This is a genomic window from Mycobacterium sp. PO1 (assembly GCF_017312405.1).
Lineage (GTDB): Bacteria > Actinomycetota > Actinomycetes > Mycobacteriales > Mycobacteriaceae > Mycobacterium.
The window spans coordinates 25561-42090 of the sequence record NZ_BLTG01000005.1 but is presented as its reverse complement, the minus strand read 5'-3'; the positions used below and the strand labels follow the sequence as shown (position 1 = coordinate 42090).

Here is a 16530-nt window from a genome sequence, read left to right as displayed (position 1 = left end):
AGCCGTTCAGCCAGAACCCACCAGCTGCGGTCCACGCACCTCCACCGGATCCGCCAGCCGTTCGGCCCGGGCGGCCCATTCCGGGTCGGCCCACACGAAGTGGGCCGGCAACCGCCGCCAATAGGACGGATGTGCCCGCAGGTAGGTCTGCACACTCGCGTGGACTGCCGCGCCGGCGGGCACTCGGGCGCCGGGCAGCGGACGCAGATGAGTGGGGGCGATGTCGGCGAGATCCGGCGCCGGCGCGCCGTGGGCCCGGACTGACGGATCGATCACTATGCCGGCGCGAACCGCGCCGTCGAGCACCCAGTCCAGGGACAGCTCGGCCAGCGCCGCGCAGGCGTGCGGGCCGCCCGCCACGTCGCAGTGCGCTCCGCGGAACCAGACCTCTTCGATGCCAGGCGAGTCGGGACCGACAGTCGGGGCGAGCGAGTGGGCGCTGCCGTCGATGGCGCGGGCGTGACGCGCGGCGCGCACAGAGGGCAGCGTCTCGAGAGCGCCCGCCCGCGGGGTACCGGGGACGGGCGTGCTGTCCCACAGACCCAGATACTGCACCTCGACGGCGACGTCGTCGCCCCCGGAGATCTGGCTCGCCAGTTCCCGCACCCGCTGCCAGTCCGACGGTTCGCGCGGCGTGCGCGGCACGGCGTAGGTGGCCAGCACGTACTGGCGGAACTCGGCGGTCGTCCACCCGGTCAGCTCGGCGGCGCGCACGACGCCCACGGCGCCGAGGAGGCGGGCCAGGGCCTGGGCGCACGCGGCTCCGCGTCCGGACCCGAACAGGAAGAGGCGGTCGCCGGGCGACCAACGCTCCACGAGCACGGTGTAGGCCGCGGCGACGCGGGCGCGCGCCGAGTCCGGGTGCGTACGGCGGGACGTGAACCGGTGGACGTCGGTGGGGCAGGGACACCACCACACCAACTGCTGGTCGTCGGCGACGAGCAGCTCGGTCAGCGCGGCGGCATTGGTGGCAACACCCGGCGAGGTTCCCGGGCCGCGCCGATCACGGACACGGTCGAAACACAGCGCGATGTTCTTCACGAAGACCCCCGACGTGAGACTGCTGACGGCGCCGGGTCCTACTTTGCCAGAACGGCCTGCTCAGCGGGCGATTCCGGGCAGATCGACCGCTGCGGGGACGGCGGTGTCCCGGGGCGCGGCGGCGGGGACGATCATCGAGGTGTCCCCGACGCTGCATGCCGCGTAGATGATCAGCGCGAGCAGCACCGCCAGCAGCCCGAGACAGATGACCAGGTACCGCACCAGCAAGGTGTGCCTGCCGTCGTCGAGTGCGGGACGCGGAGGCGCTGGGGCTGCCCGGTACCCGGTCCAGGTGTGGCCGTCCCAGTAACGGTGCCCACCCGACCCGTTCGGGTCGGGATACCAGCCGGCAGACACGTGCGGCTGGTCTTCATCGGGCGGCATCACCGCTTTCTCCGGATCAGCCGCCCATCAGCATGCGCCACTGGTCCAGGTTGCCCGCCCGGTAGACGTAGTTGCTGCCGCGCACCTCCGACAGTGCGGCGCTCGGCTCCGCCGAGTACCAGTGGCCGGGGAACACGGTCGGGTCACCGGGCAGGTGCGCCAGCGCCTGCAGGCTGCGGAACATGTCGTCGACGTTTCCGCCGGGGAAGTCGGTGCGGCCGCAACCCTCCAGGAACAGGGTGTCGCCGGCGACCAGCCGACCGTCGAGCAGGAAGCACTGGCTGCCCGGCGTGTGGCCCGGGGTGTGCAGCAGCTCGATGTCGATGTCGCCGACCAGAACCCTGTCACCGTGTTCGTGCGCGGTCAGCTCGCTGCGCGCGATCCCGGTGACCTTGGCCACCCAGTCGGCCTCGTGGACGTTGACGTGCACCGGGACGCTGACCCGCTCGAGCAGCTCAGCCAGCCCCTTCAACGTGAACCCCATCATCGAGCCACCGACGTGGTCGGGGTGGTGGTGGGTCACCAGCACCCCGGACAGGTGCATGCCGTCGGCCTCGAGGACGTCCACGAGATCCTGCGCCGCGTAGGCGGGATCCACCACGACGGTGTCACCGGTCTGCCGGTCCCCGATCAGGTAGGCGAAGTTGCGCATCTGCTGGGCGATCATGTCGCCGGCCGCGAAGTCGCGGCCCGACAGCAGCTGCCGGAAGTAGAGACGCTCGGTGTCGGCCATACCGGCCAGCGTATGCATCCGCGGGGCGCCGAATCGAGATCAGGGTCGCCCGGCGCACGCAACGAAACGATGGTCCCGCTCGGGCGAATGGGCGCCGACAGCCCGATCACCCGCCCGAAGAGCGGCAACGACCAGCGGTTTGGCGCCTGAAACCGGGAGAATGTACCCTCTTTATGGCCCGCCACTCGACGGTGGGTCGCGGCCCCCTTAGCTCAGTCGGCAGAGCGTTTCCATGGTAAGGAAAAGGTCAACGGTTCGATTCCGTTAGGGGGCTCGGTGGAAAAGGGCGGAGCGACGCGAAAGCGCCCAGCCCGGATCCGGCCGGGGCGGTGTAGCTCAGCTGGTTAGAGCGCACGACTCATAATCGTGAGGTCGGGGGATCGAGCCCCCCCACCGCTACAGACCTGTGCACTGAACGTAGAAGAAGAAGGACGACTGACGTGGCCTCCAGTACCGACGTACGGCCGAAGATCACTTTGGCCTGCGAGGTGTGCAAGCACCGCAACTACATCACCAAGAAGAACCGCCGTAACGATCCCGACCGCCTGGAGATCAAGAAGTTCTGCCCCAACTGCGGCAAGCACCAGGCTCACAAAGAGTCGCGCTGAGCGAACCGGCCGGGTCCATCTCGCGATGGCCGGGGCCGACTAGGTAGGTTCATCACCCGTGTCCTTTCTGGATGACTTCGTCGGAGCGCACTTTCGCTATCCCGACCACTACGTCGTGGGCCGCGAGAAGATCCGGGAGTACGCGACCGCGGTCAAGAACGACGACGCCGCCTTCTTCGACGACGCAGCGGCCGGCGAACTGGGATACGACGCCTTGCCTGCCCCGCTGACGTTCATCTCGGTATTCGGCTATCAGGCGCAGTCGGCGATGTTCGCGGCCAACAACATCGCGATCAGCGACGCGCAGATCGTCCAGGTCGACCAGTCGCTCAAGTTCGTCAGGCCGATCAAGGCCGGCGACAAGCTGTACTGCGACGTGTGGATCGACTCGATCCGCAAGGCGCACGGCACCGACATCATCGTCACCAAGAACATCGTCAGCAACGAGAACGGCGATGTCGTCCAGGAGTCCTACACCACCCTTGCTGGACGCAGCGAAGAAGACGGAGAGAGTGGCTTTTCACATGGCACTGCGTGAGTTCGGTTCGGTCAATGTGGGCGATCAATTGCCCGAGAAGGTCATCACCCTGACGCGGGCCGACCTGGTCAACTACGCCGGCGTGTCCGGCGATCTGAACCCGATCCACTGGGACGACGACATCGCCAAGCAGGTCGGTCTCGACACCGCGATCGCCCACGGCATGTTGACGATGGGTCTCGGCGGCGGATACGTGACCTCGTGGGTGGGTGACCCCGGTGCCGTCACCGAGTACAACGTGCGCTTCACCGCCGTCGTCCCGGTGCCCAACGACGGCAAGGGCGCCGACATCGTCTTCAACGGCCGCGTGAAGTCCGCTGATCCGGAGTCCAAGTCGGTGACGATCGCGTTGACCGCGACCGCCGGCGGCAAGAAGATCTTCGGTCGCGCCGTCGCCGTCGCGAAGCTGGCGTAGGCGGGCACGGACATGGCACTGAAAACAGACATCCGCGGGATGGTCTGGAAGTACCCGGACACCTTCGTCGTCGGCCGCGAGCAGATCCGCCAGTACGCCACATCGGTGAAGGCGTTCGATCCGGGTTCGCACGACGTCACCGCCGCTTCGGACCTGGGTCACGACGGATTGGTCGCCCCGCCGACGTTCATGTCGATCTTCGCGGTGATGATCCAACGGCATTTCTTCCAGCACGTCGACGTCGGCTTCGAAACGCTGCAGATCATCCAGGTCGACCAGAAGTTCCTGTTCCACCGCCCCATCAGGGAGGGTGACCGGCTCGACGGCACGATGCACGTCCAGACCGTCGACGAGCGCTTCGGCGCCGACATCGTCACCACTCGCAACGTGCTGACCGACCACACCGGCGAGATCGTGATGGAGTCGTTCACCACGCTGATGGGCCACGAAGGTGACAATTCGATCTCGGCAGGGTGGGATCCCGAGACGGGGCAGGTGGTGCGCAAACCGGTCGCCCGCGAAGCCGAGACGAGTGAGAGCGGCGAGGAAGCCGGCGTCGCGGATTAGTAACTCGGTGGCCCGGCGCGCTACACTCGGACCTCGGGGTTTTCCCAGTTGAGCGCGCTGTCCGTCGGGCCTTGATCGACCGAACGGGGAGCGCGCGAATTGTGTGGGCCCCGGCGCCGGACAACGGTGTTGGCTCCGTATGGCAGGGTCAGCGGTGTGGTCCATGAAGGGGCGTAGCTCAACTGGCAGAGCAGCGGTCTCCAAAACCGCAGGTTGCAGGTTCAAGTCCTGTCGCCCCTGCTCAACTGGATACTCGACAAGTGTGGACACTGGAAGGTGACGCACACGACCGACGATCAGAGAAGGAAGCAGCGGTGAGCGACGAGCGCGACGGTGCAGGCTCAGCCGGCACCGACAGCGGCGCAGCGACGGGCGCGGCGACCGACGACGGTGACAACCGCAGCCATTCCGCGCTGGTGACCCGCCCGCAGCGGCCCACCGGCAAGCGGTCGCGGCGCGTGGTCGACACCCAGACCGACGACGTCGAGGACAAACCCGACACCGAAAGCGGCAGCTCGAAGGACGACGGGTCCAAGAACGGCTCGAAGGCGGTGAAGAAGACCGCCCGCAAGCCGCAGGACGGTCCGTCGAGCAACCCGATCACCTACGTCGTGAACTTCCTCAAGGAGGTCGTCGGCGAGCTGCGGAAGGTCATCTGGCCGAACCGCAAGCAGATGGTCAACTACACGACCGTCGTGCTGGTCTTCCTGGCCTTCATGGTGGCGATGATCGGATTCGCCGACCTGGGCCTGGGCAAGCTCGTGATGCTGGTTTTCGGCTGACGTAGTGACATTGAGAGAGGACTGACCTGTGACTAGCTTCGACGGCGAAGCGCCTTCGGGTGACACCGTCGACACCGTGGACGTCGACGAGACCACCAGCCAGGCCGATACGGATGCCGAGACCTTGAACACCGAGACCATGGACAGCGAGACCTTGGACACCGGGGCGGTGGGCGCCGACGAGGACGCCGCGCCGGCCGAGGTGGCCGACGAGACCGAAGGTGCCGACGCAGCCGCCACGCCGGACGAGGACGAAGACCCGGCCGTCGCCCTGAAGAAGGAGCTGCGCCTCAAGCCGGGTGAGTGGTACGTCATCCACTCCTACGCCGGCTACGAGAACAAGGTGAAGGCCAACCTCGAGACCCGCGTGCAGAACCTGGACGTCGGCGACTACATCTTCCAGGTCGAGGTGCCCACCGAAGAGGTCACCGAGATCAAGAACGGCCAGCGCAAGCAGGTCAACCGCAAGGTGCTGCCCGGCTACATCCTGGTCCGCATGGAGCTCAACGACGAGTCGTGGGGCGCGGTGCGCAACACCCCGGGCGTGACCGGATTCGTCGGTGCCACGTCGCGGCCGTCGCCGCTGACGCTGGACGACGTGGTGAAGTTCCTGCTGCCGCCGGCCGCGGCGAAGAAGCCGGGCAAGGCCGCTGCGTCGACCGCCGCGGCGGCGACCGAGACCGGAGGCATCGAGCGGCCCGCCATCGAGGTCGACTTCGAGGTCGGCGAGTCGGTCACCGTCATGGACGGTCCGTTCGCCACGCTGCCCGCGTCCATCAGCGAGGTCAACGCCGAGCAGCAGAAGCTCAAGGTTCTGGTGTCCATCTTCGGGCGCGAGACCCCTGTGGAACTGACCTTCAACCAGGTCGCCAAGATTTAGCGATTCCGGTGTAGTCCGTCACCTCTGACGTGCCGAACTGCGCCCGAATCGTGCAGAAAGGAAAGGAACAATGCCCCCGAAGAAAAAGGTCGCCGGGCTGATCAAGTTGCAGATCCAGGCCGGGCAGGCCAACCCCGCCCCGCCGGTCGGTCCCGCACTCGGCCAGCACGGCGTCAACATCATGGAGTTCTGCAAGGCGTACAACGCCGCGACCGAGTCGCAGCGCGGGAACGTCATCCCGGTGGAGATCACGGTCTACGAGGACCGCACCTTCACGTTCGCGCTGAAAACGCCGCCCGCAGCGAAGCTGCTGCTCAAGGCGGCGGGCGTGCAGAAGGGTTCCGGTGAGCCGCACAAGACCAAGGTCGCCAAGGTGACCTGGGATCAGGTGCGCGAGATCGCCGAGACCAAGAAGGAAGATCTCAACGCGAACGACATCGACGCCGCGTCGAAGATCATCGCCGGCACCGCCCGGTCCATGGGGATCGCAGTCGAGTAGTCGAGTGATTCCTTCGTCGAGACTGCGCTGACGGCGACGAAGTTCGAGTGAACATCGCCGTGACTGCAGTCTCAACGCAAGAGAAATCGTGGGAGAGCTGGCATCGGCTCGCAACCACAACTTCTGAACAGGAGAACCAATGAGCAAGATCAGCAAGGCATACCGCGAAGCGGCCGAGAAGGTCGACAAGACCCGGCTGTACACGCCCTTGGAAGCTGCGAAGCTGGCCAAGGAGACGTCGTCGAAGAAGCAGGACGCCACCGTCGAGGTCGCCATCCGCCTCGGTGTCGACCCCCGCAAGGCCGACCAGATGGTGCGCGGCACCGTCAACCTGCCGCACGGCACCGGCAAGACCGCCCGTGTCGCGGTGTTTGCCGTCGGTGACAAGGCCGAGGCCGCCGAGGCCGCCGGCGCCGACGTGGTGGGCAGCGACGACCTGATCGAACGGATCCAGGGCGGGTTCCTGGATTTCGACGCCGCGATCGCGACGCCCGATCAAATGGCCAAGGTCGGCCGGATCGCGCGCATCCTGGGCCCGCGTGGCCTGATGCCCAACCCCAAGACGGGTACCGTGACGCCGGACGTGGCCAAGGCCGTCGCCGACATCAAGGGCGGCAAGATCAACTTCCGTGTCGACAAGCAGGCCAACCTGCACTTCGTGATCGGCAAGGCCTCCTTCGACGAGAAGTCGCTGGCTGAGAACTACGGCGCCGCGCTCGACGAGATCCTGCGCGCCAAGCCGTCGTCGTCGAAGGGCCGCTATCTGAAGAAGGTCGTCGTGTCGACGACGACGGGCCCGGGGATCCAGGTGGATCCGTCGGTCACCCGGAACTTCGCGGAGGCTTAAAAACAGGGCCAGGCGTCAGCCGGAGCCGACCAGACCGGCACGGAGGCTTAAAAGAACAGGGCCAGGCGTCAGCCGGAGCCGACCGACCAGACCGTCAAAACCCCGCACCTGAACGGTGCGGGGTTTTGCGTCTCTCACGTTGTTGGGAGTGCTCCTCGGCCACCACTTGCCTGGCTGCGGCCGCTACCTACCGCCCCCCACGAACGGCGGCTCGGCCCTGCCCGGCCGATCGACGCCCGCGTCCCCCTGTCCGCGAACCTCGATGTGGTGGTCGAGAAGCACCCCCGCAGCAACATATCACCGAATGGTCACGGATGAGAGTTCAACCGTGATGTTCGGGTGCGGAAAGGCCTTTTCCAGTACTTTTCCCGCATTGGCGGCACGCGGGTACGCCACGCACCGACGCGGGGCGCAGCTCCGAGAAGTTCGACAGCAAACTAGATTTCCGACGGCGGTGCGAGCTTTTCCGGTATATCGCGTGGCGATTCGGCATCTGGGCAACCATGTGAGCGCCGGTCGACTCGCGCCACCACCGGAGTCGACAGCCGCAGATGCGGAATGCCCGCGCGTTGGCACGCGAGGACGACGGCCTCGGACGAGGCGGCATCGAACACGCCGTAGAGCACCTCGTCGGAGGGGTTGGCAAGAGTCATCGTCAACCGCACCGGCGTTCCTTCGCCGGTGACGGCCGACGCCGCCGCGGACAGTCGGGCCACGACATCGTCCACGGTCGGCTCGGCCAGATTGGGCAGATACCACTCCGCGAGGTAGCTCTCGGCGCGTCGGCCGTCGGTCATCGCCCGACCGTATCGGCGTCTGGCGGCGGGGGAATCGGGCGTTTCCCTATGGTTCTGCGGTCGTGCGTCGTTCTGCGGTAGTGCGCCCGCTGACGGCGTCACCGGCAGCGGCCCCGATCTGGCGGCACAGGTCGCGGCGTCGGCGCAGAAACGCCCGGGCCGGCGCGGATCCGCTGACTGCCAGAGCCTGCTCGTAGCACCGCGCGGCCTCCGAGAAGCGGCCCGCCCGGCGCAACAGATCTGCCCGGATCGACGCCACCGTGCTCGAGCGCGCCAACCGCGGGTCGTCGGCCACGGCGTCCAACGCGGCCAACCCGGCGGCGAAGTCGTCGCGGAAACCGATCGCCAGGGCGCGGTTCGCTCGCGCTACGGGTGAGTCGGTCAGGTCGATCACGCGGTCATAGGCGATGCAGATCGTGTCCCAATCCGTGCTCTGCCAGGCCGGCGCGGTCGCATGCACCGCGGCGATCACCGCCTGCGGGAGATAGGGCCCGGCGGCGCCCGCCGCGTTCTGCAGGTGTTGCAACCCGCGGGTGATCTTGCTCCTGCTCCAGGCCCGCCGATCCTGCTCGTCGAGGGGGATCAGGGCCCCGTCGCGGTCGACGCGACTGTCCCGCCGCGAATCGTGCAACAGGATCAGGGCCGCCAGTGCCTGCGCGTCGCGGGAGTCCGGGAGCAGAGCGCACAGCTCGGCACTGATCCGGACGGCTTCGTCGCACAGGTCGTCCCGGATCGCCGACGGTCCGGCCGTCGACCAGTAGCCCTCGGTGAACACCGAATAGATGCAGCTCAACACGTGCTCGGTGCGCTCGGGGAGCATGTGCGGTGGCGGAACCCGAAGCGGGATGTTGGCCTGCCGGATCTTGCTCTTCGCGCGGGTGATGCGCTGGCCCACGGCGGCTTCGGTCTGCAGCAGTGCCCGCGCGATCTCCGCGACGCTCAGACCCGAGATCAACCTCAGCGTCAACGCCAGCTGCGACACCCGGTCGAGCGCCGGATGCGCACAGGTGAACATCATCCGCAGCTCGTCATCGCGGACGGGATGCGGTGGCGGAGTCCGCTCGGTACGGGTGCGGATGTCGTCCAGCACGGCGGCGAACTCCTTTCCCGGACGCAGGGATTCACGTCGGATGCGGTCGAGGGCCCGGTTGCGCGCGACCCGGACCAACCAGGCGCCGGGGTTGTCGGGCATGCCGTCCCGAGACCAGGCATCGACCGCCTCGGCACACGCTTCCTGGACGGCGTCTTCGGCGATCGACAGGTCACCGCTCCAGCGCGCCAACGTGGCGACCGCCGGGCCCCAGTGTCGGCGGAAGACGCCGTCCAGTGCGCTCACCTGTCCTACAGGCCCGAAATCCCCGCCAGCCGGCGCACCTCGACGGTGGATGCGGGGATCATCGAGGCCAGCTTCACGGCCTCGTCACGGTCGGAGGCTGCGAGGACGTAGAACCCGTGGGCCACCTCGGCTCCCTCGACGAACGGCCCGTCGGTCAGTGCCGCCTTGCCGTCCCGGACCTGCACCGTCGTGGCTGTGCTGTGGTGGTGCAGCGCCGCGCCGGTGAGGATGTGCTCGTCGGCCGCCCGCCCGAACGCTTCGTGCGCGCGTGCTCGGTCGTTCCACTCCGCGCTGCCCGGCGCGGACGCGGTTTCCACTGGTTCCAGCAGCAGCGCCAACCAGTCCGCGGCCAACGCACGGGCGGGCGTGCGCCATTCGACCATCGGCCACACCTCCACGGCACCGAATCGGGCGGCGGGGATGTCCTGGGCGATCGCCAGCGCGGCATCGAGGTCGTCGGCTTCGAACACGTAGTAGCCGCCGGCCACCTCGGCGCCCTCGGCGTACGGGCCCTCGGTGACGACGGGAGCGTCGGGTCCGCCGGTGATGCGCACGGCGCCCGCCGCCGGGGCCAGGGCATCACCGGCCCGGATCGCCGAGGCGGCGCGTTCGTGAAACCGCTCCCACTCGGCCATCTCGACGGCCTGCTGGTCGGGCGACGGCGGAGTGGTGCGTTCCGGGTGCAGCAGCAGCGCGAAGTAGTGCATCGTCGTGTCTTCCTGTCCGGGAGCAGGACCTCGCGTCCCACTCTCTACCTGACTGACGAATGAGCGCGCGTCAATCCGACACACGAGACAGAAAATTGCGACAGTTCGTGGGTTTCACAGCCCGCCGGCCCCGAGATATGTGAGGGTGATCACACCGATGACGGCGCTGGGCGCCGAGGGAACAAGCCGCGGCCCGAGGGCCATCATGAAGAATCCCCCGCAGTCAGGCGTGCGGGGGATTCTTCATGTCCGGGCGGGTGCGGGCCGATCCGGCCGCGCCGTCACGCCGCCAGGGCGGGCTTCAGGTACGTCACCAAGCTGACATCGATGGCCTCGTCGATGAAGTAGTACTGGCAACCCTTCAGGTACCGCATGTAGCGGTGGTAGTTCTCCTCGTCGGTGGCGGCGATCGCAGCGTCCTTGTTGCGTTCGAGCCGGTCGGCCCAGATGCCGAGCGTCTTGATGTAGTGGTTGCGCAGCGACAGCGTCTCAGGCACCACGAACCCGGCCTTCTCGCCGTGCTCGACCATCATCTGCGTCGTCGGGATGCGCCCGCCGGGGAAGATCTCGGTGATCATGAACTTGATGAAGCGGGCCAGCTCGAAGGTCAGCTTCTTGCCGCGCTCGGCCAGGTCGTAGGGGTGATACCCGACGCTGCTCTGGATCGTCATCCGGCCGTCCTCGGGCAGGACGTCGTAGCACGTCTTGAAGAAGTCGTCGTAACGCTCGAAGCCGAAGTGTTCGAATGCCTCGATCGACACGATCCGATCGACCGGGCTGTGGAACTGCTCCCACCCCTCCAGCCGCACATCGAAGGTGCGCTCGGTGTCGATCTTGGCGAGCAGCTGGTCGCAGTAGACCTTCTGGTTCTTCGACAAGGTCAGCCCGATGACGTTGACGTCGTACTTCTCCATCGCCCGCTGCAGCGTCAGCCCCCAGCCGCAGCCCACCTCGAGCAGGGTCATTCCCGGCTTGAGATCCAGCCGGTCGAGGTGCTGATCCACGTTGGCGATCTGGGCCTCCGAGAGTGTGGCGTCGGGGCCGGTGAAGAATGCGCAGCTGTACTTGCGGGTGGGATCCTGGAACACCCCGAAGAAGTCGTCCGACAGGTCGTAGTGGGCCTGGATGTCCTCGAAATGAGGCGTCATATCCTTGGTGCCGGTGGATTGATCAGACATGTGTCCCTGCGTCCCTTTACTTCGAGTGCTCCCATGAGATGGCGCGGTTGCCGACGACCGTACCGAACCACGGCCGGGCCTTGCTGCAAACACGCTTCTAGGGCGACCAGCCTATCTGTAGGCAGGTCGCCCGATCCAATCCGCTCAGGTGGCGGGCTGTTTGGCCAACGTGAACTGGTTGACGTCGGTGTAGCCCTTGCGGAAGGAGTCCGCGCAACCGGTCAGGTAGTGCATGTACCGGTCGTAGACCTCTTCGGACTGCACCGCGATCGCCTCGTCCCGGTGTTCCTGCAGCGCGGCTGACCAGTGGTCGAGAGTGCGGGCGTAGTGCGGTTGCAGGGACTGCTCCCGGGTGAGTGTGAACCCGGCCTGCGCCGAGTGCTCGCCGACGAGCTCGATCGTCGGCAGGTACCCGCCGGGGAAGATCTCGGTGAGGATGAACTTGATGAACCTCGCCACCGAGAACGTCAGCGGGATGCCGCGTTCGATCATCTGCGGAATCGTCAACGCGGTGATGGTGTGTAGCAGCATCACGCCGTCGTCGGGCAGCACCCGGTAGGCGGTCGCGAAGAAGTCGTCCCAGCGGTCCTTGCCGAAGTGCTCGAAGGCGCCGATGGAGACGATGCGGTCGACGGGTTGGTCGAAGCTCTCCCAGCCTTCCAGCCGGATCTCTTTGCTGCGAGGGCTGTCGGAGTCGGCGAAGATCTTCTCGACGTGCGCCTTCTGGTTCTCGCTGAGCGTCAGCCCGATGACGTTGACGTCGTAGCACTCGATCGCCCGCATCATCGTGTAGCCCCAGCCGCAGCCGACGTCGAGCAGCGTCATGCCCGGCTCCAGACCCAGCTTGCCCAGCGCGAGGTCCACCTTGGCGCGTTGAGCTTCTTCGAGCGTCATGTCGTCGCGCTCGAAGTACGCGCAGCTGTACATCTGCGACGGGTCCAGAAAAAGCCGGAAGAACTCATCCGACAGGTCGTAGTGCGCTTGGACGTCGTCGAAGTGCGGCTTCAAGCTCTTCTTGGTCGAGGCCATGAGGGCCTTCCTTGGGACGCTGCCCGAAGAGGTTCTCCTGAGACGGCGGTCATGCGTACCCGTCAGGCATGGTACGTGTTTTCGCGAACTTGTGAATTGACGGAGACGCAGGTCACCCCGCGTGCGCGAACGTCGTCTGCAGCTCGCCGACAATGTCGTCCCACAGCGGTTCGGGCAGCTCGTGTCCCATGCCGTCGAACAGCACCAACCGGGCGCCGGGGATCGCGCGGGCGATGGCGCGTCCGCCCGAGGGGCGCATCAGTTTGTCCGCCTTGCCGTGGATGACCACGGTCGGCGCGGCGGTCTGACGGTTGTAGCGGCGCAGGCTGCCGCTGCCGAGGATCGCCGCGAACTGCCTGCCCACGCCGGCGGGGTAGTAGGACCGGTCATGGACCTCGACAGCCTCGGCGCGAATCGCGTCGTCGGGTCGGGGAAAGCCGGGACTGCCGATGACCTTGGTGACCCGCACCGCATTGTCGATGATGGCGTCACGCCCGGTGCCGGCGGGCTTGGACAGGACCGCCAGCAGCTGCTGCGGACCGGGCGGCGGCAGCACCGGCTGGTTGTTGCTCGAGAAGATCACGCCGAGGGCCCTGGTGCGCGCGCGATGCCGCGCTGCGAACACCTGGGCGATCATGCCGCCCATCGACGCCCCCACCACGTGTGCGCGGTCGACGCCGAGGTGGTCGAGCAGCGCCGCGGCGTCGTCGGCCATGTCCTCCAGCGTGTACGCCGCCGGGCTGGCCAGCCCGAGGAACGACCGCGCCATCCGTGGCAGCAGCGGTGCCCCGGAGTGGTGGTCGGGCAATTTGCCGGACAGTCCGACGTCGCGGTTGTCGAAGCGGATCACCCGCAGCCCCCGGTCGATCAGCTTCTGGCAGAACTCCGTGCGCCAGAAGATCATCTGCGCGCCCAGGCCCATGATCAGCAGCACGGCCGGATCGGCCGGATCGCCCATGTCCTCGTAGTGGATGTCGACCCCGCCAGAGGACGCCGTGCCGGTGCGTACCTGCATCACGCGTTCGGGTCTGTTCTGGTCTGCTCGTCGGTTCCGCTCTTCGCACCCGCCGCGTCCGAGGAATCGGAGTGTTCGCGCGAGACTTCCACCATGAAGTTGGCGAAGTATCCCGTCAGTGCGGGGTCGTTCATCATCTGCCAGCGGGGAGCCAGCAGCTTCATGTAGCGCTCGACGTAGAGGAACTGTTTCCCGATGAGCACCAGCTCGCGCGGCAGCTTGACGTCGTAGGCGTCGGCGAGCGCGGACAGCTGCTTGCCGATCTCGGCATAGCTCAGATCGCCGAGCGACGTCATCGTCAGCGGTGTGGCGAACTTCTCGAGATCCTTGGCCGCCTGCGCCTCGGGCTTCACCGTCCCCACCGCGCCCATCAGCACGACGATCTTGCCGGCCGCGGCGTGGTCCTTCTTGACCAGCAGCGCATAGACCAGCTCGCGCAGCAGCCAGCGGGTGCGCGGGTCGATGCGGCCCATGATGCCGAAGTCGAAGAACACGATCTTGCCGTCGTCATCGACATAGAGGTTGCCCGCGTGCAGGTCGCCGTGGAACAGCCCATGCCGCAGCCCGCCCTCGAACACGCTGAACAGCAGCGCTTTGACCAGTTCGGTGCCGTCGAAGCCACGCTTGCGGATCTCGGCGACATCGTCGATGCGCACGCCGGTGATGCGTTCCATCGTCAGCACGCGTTCGCTGGTCAGATCCCAGTACACCTGCGGCACCCGGATGTTGCTGCCCAGCGGGGAGGCATGCATGTGGGCCACCCACGCGTCCATCGACTGGGCCTCGAGGCGAAAGTCCAGTTCCTCGGCGAGGTTGTCGGCGAAGTCGGCCACCACGTCCTGCGCGGACAGCCTCCGACCCATCTTGGCCAACTCCACCAGTTGCGCACCGCGCTTGAGGATCTGGAGGTCGGCGGCCACCCGGCGACGGATGCCGGGCCGTTGGATCTTGACCACGACCTCTTCGCCGGAGTGCAGGGTCGCGTAGTGCACCTGCGCGATGGATGCCGAGGCGAACGGCTTCTCGTCGAACGACTTGAACAGGTTGGCCGGGTCGTCGCCGAGTTCTTCCTGGAAAAGCCGGTGGACGGCCTTGGGATCGGCGGGCGGCACCCGGTCCAGCAGACCACGGAACTCGCGGCTCAGCGGTTCGCCGAACGCCCCCGGGCTCGACGCGATGATCTGTCCGAACTTGACGTAGGTGGGCCCGAGATCGGCGAACGCCTGCGGGATCTGCTTGACGACCTTCTGCTGCAACGAGCCGCGACTGCCCAGCTTGGACACGACGCGGGCGCCGGTGCGAGTGACCTGCCAACCGGTGACACCGATACGGGCCGCCTCGACCGGCAACGGAACCCGGTCCAGCCTGGCGACCTCACGGTGCTGCGCTTTTCGGGGTGTAGTCATAGCTGCAGTGTCTCAAAACCAACCGGTCAGGGGAAAAACAGTGTGGACCGGGTCACACGGCGACGGGGTCACATGAAGGCGTGCTCGACCTCGGCGCGGCCCCGGGCGGGGTCGCTGCCGGGCCGGTAGCTGGGCTCGGTGTGCGGTGCCAGGTCCGGGTCGACTCCCTCGGCCACCCGCGCCTTGGCCTGTTCGAACTCGGCGAGCGGACCCGAGCCGACATGGATTCCGTTGATGATCGACCACACCACGGCGCGCCGCGCGCTGCGCTCGACGATGTTGGGGTTGCGGTGCTGGATCAGCCGCTGCGCCCACGGCGGCATCGTGTCGCGCACGGCCCAGTCCAGGGCGCTCTGCGGCATGGGCAGATTCGGTCCGGTCGCCATCGCGGTGCCGTAGGTGACGGCCAGCCGGGGCAGATAGGACTCGAGGCAGTCGAGTGTCTCGTGCTTGGTCGCCGGGAGGTCCGTGCCGCCGAGTGCATGGCCGACCCGGACGAACTCACCGTAGTAGCGGTCCAGGTCCTTTCCGCGCAGCGGCTGGGGGTGGTAGAGCTCGTGGGCGGTGGCCAGGCCCCACACGACGGTCGCGTAGTTCCACCGCAGCCACTCGGGGTCGTCGGCGTCATACCGCGCGCCGTCTGGCCGCACCCCTTTGACCGTGTGGTGCATCGAACGGACCGCCAGCGCGAGGCGCTCGGCCGTAGGCGTCGAACCGTAGGCGGTGCCGATGAAGAACGCGACCGAATGACCGAGACGAACCGCCGCTCCCTTGGGGTCGATCTGCGGTGCCGGGTCGGTCCGGGTGTCCGGTCGGACCAGACGGGAGTGGTGGACTCCCATCCAGTAGATGGACGGATCGAGTCGCTCCAGATAGGCCGCGCATTGCAGGCCGAAGACCAGCGCCTGGGTGTGCGAATGCACATGCCATACCGCGCTTCCCGGCCCGAACCACCCGGGATCTCCCTGCGGACCGGCGAAATCCATGCCGCGGAAGAAATGTCGGCGGACGTCTTTGTCGAACTGCTTGTTGAGTAGGTCTCCGACGATCTGATGGGGCATCAGCATGGCGCCTCCCAATCTGGTTACGAGTGTCACCAGAATAGCGTGCATGGAGCTGATCTGACCAGAACCAGCCGGTGGCGGCTTAGGCTGAGCCGATGCCCGATCCGACGTCGAATGCGACCAGATGGGCGGGTGTGCCTCTGGTCGATCGCCGGGCGGAACGGCGTGCGCTGCTGGTCGACGCGGCCTTCCGGTTGTTCGGCGACGGCGGGGAAGCGGCGCTGTCGGTGCGGTCCGTGTCGCGGGAGTCCGGAATGAACACCCGGTACTTCTACGAGAGCTTTCGGGGTACCGACGATCTCCTGGGCGCGGTGTACGACCGCGTCAGTGCCGAACTGGCCGAGGTGGTCGACGAGGCAATGACCGAGGCGGGACCCTCGTTGCGCGCACGTACCCGCGCCGGGATGGCCGCTGTGCTCCACTTCAGCTCGGCCGACCCGCGCCGGGGGCGAATCCTGTTCACCGACGCTCGCGCGAACCCGGTGCTCACCAGCCGTCGGACCGCCACACAGGACCTGCTGCGCGAGGCGGTGCTCACCGAGGGCTGGCGGCTGCACCCCGACAGCGACGCCGTCGCCGCGCTCGTGGGCGCGGCGATGTACACCGGTGCGATGGCCGAACTGGCGCAGCAGTGGCTGGCGGGCCACCTGGGTGACGACCTGGACGCGGTCGTCGACCACGCCCTCGGCCTCGTCTTGCGTTGA

20 protein-coding genes and 3 tRNA genes are annotated in these 16530 nt (G+C 67.1%); 12 read left to right on the top strand and 11 right to left on the bottom strand.

Annotation, left to right across the window (positions count from 1 at the left end; all coding sequences use genetic code 11):
• Nucleotides 1-6 precede the first annotated feature (6 nt).
• The 3 genes from J3476_RS01545 to J3476_RS01535 are packed head-to-tail and all read right to left on the bottom strand — an operon-like array spanning nucleotide 7 to nucleotide 2158.
• Complete coding sequence (locus tag J3476_RS01545) at nucleotides 7-1041, bottom strand: DUF2235 domain-containing protein (protein WP_207064858.1); 1035 nt, start codon at nucleotides 1039-1041, stop codon at nucleotides 7-9.
• 60 nt (nucleotides 1042-1101) lie between these two features.
• Entirely contained in the window at nucleotides 1102-1425 is a 324-nt protein-coding gene (locus J3476_RS01540; RefSeq protein ID WP_207064857.1) for a DUF2510 domain-containing protein, read from the bottom strand.
• Nucleotides 1426-1441: 16 nt separating this feature from the next.
• On the bottom strand, nucleotides 1442-2158 hold the full coding sequence (locus J3476_RS01535) for an MBL fold metallo-hydrolase (RefSeq protein ID WP_207064856.1): 717 nt from the start codon (nucleotides 2156-2158) through the stop codon (nucleotides 1442-1444).
• A 201-nt stretch (nucleotides 2159-2359) separates the two neighbouring features.
• Between J3476_RS01535 and J3476_RS01530 the strand changes: the two genes are divergently transcribed.
• From J3476_RS01530 to rplA, 11 genes are all read left to right on the top strand, one after another.
• Nucleotides 2360-2432 (top strand) — tRNA-Thr (locus J3476_RS01530).
• A gap of 51 nt (nucleotides 2433-2483) precedes the next feature.
• Nucleotides 2484-2557 (top strand) — tRNA-Met (locus J3476_RS01525).
• Between the two features lie 41 nt (nucleotides 2558-2598).
• The gene (rpmG, locus tag J3476_RS01520; protein ID WP_003929651.1) at nucleotides 2599-2766 is read left to right on the top strand and encodes a 50S ribosomal protein L33; all 168 of its coding nucleotides are present in this window, start codon (nucleotides 2599-2601) and stop codon (nucleotides 2764-2766) included.
• 58 nt (nucleotides 2767-2824) lie between these two features.
• Nucleotides 2825-3304: a (3R)-hydroxyacyl-ACP dehydratase subunit HadA gene (hadA, locus tag J3476_RS01515; RefSeq protein WP_207064855.1), complete on the top strand. Its 480-nt coding sequence runs from the start codon at nucleotides 2825-2827 to the stop codon at nucleotides 3302-3304.
• Nucleotides 3291-3719, top strand: a complete 429-nt coding sequence (hadB, locus tag J3476_RS01510; protein WP_207064854.1) for a (3R)-hydroxyacyl-ACP dehydratase subunit HadB — start codon at nucleotides 3291-3293, stop codon at nucleotides 3717-3719. The genes hadA and hadB overlap by 14 nt, the downstream gene beginning before the upstream one ends.
• Nucleotides 3720-3731: 12 nt before the next feature.
• Nucleotides 3732-4286: a (3R)-hydroxyacyl-ACP dehydratase subunit HadC gene (gene hadC, locus J3476_RS01505; protein WP_207064853.1), complete on the top strand. Its 555-nt coding sequence runs from the start codon at nucleotides 3732-3734 to the stop codon at nucleotides 4284-4286.
• A 167-nt stretch (nucleotides 4287-4453) separates the two neighbouring features.
• A tRNA-Trp gene (locus J3476_RS01500) sits at nucleotides 4454-4526 on the top strand.
• Between the two features lie 74 nt (nucleotides 4527-4600).
• Entirely contained in the window at nucleotides 4601-5068 is a 468-nt protein-coding gene (gene secE / locus J3476_RS01495; protein WP_207064852.1) for a preprotein translocase subunit SecE, read from the top strand.
• 28 nt (nucleotides 5069-5096) lie between these two features.
• Nucleotides 5097-5948 (top strand): transcription termination/antitermination protein NusG, encoded by an 852-nt coding sequence (nusG, locus tag J3476_RS01490; protein ID WP_221349521.1) that lies wholly within the window; start codon nucleotides 5097-5099, stop codon nucleotides 5946-5948.
• A gap of 70 nt (nucleotides 5949-6018) precedes the next feature.
• Nucleotides 6019-6447 carry a 50S ribosomal protein L11 gene (gene rplK, locus J3476_RS01485; RefSeq protein WP_207064851.1) on the top strand — a complete coding sequence of 143 codons (429 nt, stop codon included), beginning with the start codon at nucleotides 6019-6021 and terminating at the stop codon, nucleotides 6445-6447.
• 139 nt (nucleotides 6448-6586) lie between these two features.
• Nucleotides 6587-7294: a 50S ribosomal protein L1 gene (gene rplA, locus J3476_RS01480; protein ID WP_152515647.1), complete on the top strand. Its 708-nt coding sequence runs from the start codon at nucleotides 6587-6589 to the stop codon at nucleotides 7292-7294.
• 437 nt (nucleotides 7295-7731) lie between these two features.
• Here rplA and J3476_RS01475 read toward each other — a convergent pair whose 3' ends face one another.
• From J3476_RS01475 to J3476_RS01440, 8 genes are all read right to left on the bottom strand, one after another.
• Nucleotides 7732-8091: a hypothetical protein gene (locus tag J3476_RS01475; protein WP_286182489.1), complete on the bottom strand. Its 360-nt coding sequence runs from the start codon at nucleotides 8089-8091 to the stop codon at nucleotides 7732-7734.
• A gap of 46 nt (nucleotides 8092-8137) precedes the next feature.
• Nucleotides 8138-9427 (bottom strand): RNA polymerase sigma factor, encoded by a 1290-nt coding sequence (locus J3476_RS01470; protein ID WP_207064850.1) that lies wholly within the window; start codon nucleotides 9425-9427, stop codon nucleotides 8138-8140.
• 5 nt (nucleotides 9428-9432) lie between these two features.
• Nucleotides 9433-10134 (bottom strand): YciI family protein, encoded by a 702-nt coding sequence (locus J3476_RS01465; RefSeq protein WP_207064849.1) that lies wholly within the window; start codon nucleotides 10132-10134, stop codon nucleotides 9433-9435.
• A 281-nt stretch (nucleotides 10135-10415) separates the two neighbouring features.
• Nucleotides 10416-11312 carry a cyclopropane mycolic acid synthase family methyltransferase gene (locus tag J3476_RS01460; protein WP_207064848.1) on the bottom strand — a complete coding sequence of 299 codons (897 nt, stop codon included), beginning with the start codon at nucleotides 11310-11312 and terminating at the stop codon, nucleotides 10416-10418.
• Nucleotides 11313-11456: 144 nt separating this feature from the next.
• Nucleotides 11457-12341 carry a cyclopropane mycolic acid synthase family methyltransferase gene (locus J3476_RS01455; RefSeq protein ID WP_207064847.1) on the bottom strand — a complete coding sequence of 295 codons (885 nt, stop codon included), beginning with the start codon at nucleotides 12339-12341 and terminating at the stop codon, nucleotides 11457-11459.
• A gap of 112 nt (nucleotides 12342-12453) precedes the next feature.
• Nucleotides 12454-13356: an alpha/beta fold hydrolase gene (locus tag J3476_RS01450; RefSeq protein WP_207064846.1), complete on the bottom strand. Its 903-nt coding sequence runs from the start codon at nucleotides 13354-13356 to the stop codon at nucleotides 12454-12456.
• Nucleotides 13356-14762: an AarF/ABC1/UbiB kinase family protein gene (locus tag J3476_RS01445; RefSeq protein ID WP_207064845.1), complete on the bottom strand. Its 1407-nt coding sequence runs from the start codon at nucleotides 14760-14762 to the stop codon at nucleotides 13356-13358. Before J3476_RS01445 ends, J3476_RS01450 begins: the two co-directional genes overlap by 1 nt.
• Nucleotides 14763-14830: 68 nt before the next feature.
• Nucleotides 14831-15829, bottom strand: a complete 999-nt coding sequence (locus J3476_RS01440; RefSeq protein WP_207064844.1) for an oxygenase MpaB family protein — start codon at nucleotides 15827-15829, stop codon at nucleotides 14831-14833.
• Nucleotides 15830-15921: 92 nt separating this feature from the next.
• Between J3476_RS01440 and J3476_RS01435 the strand changes: the two genes are divergently transcribed.
• Entirely contained in the window at nucleotides 15922-16530 is a 609-nt protein-coding gene (locus J3476_RS01435; RefSeq protein ID WP_207064843.1) for a TetR/AcrR family transcriptional regulator, read from the top strand.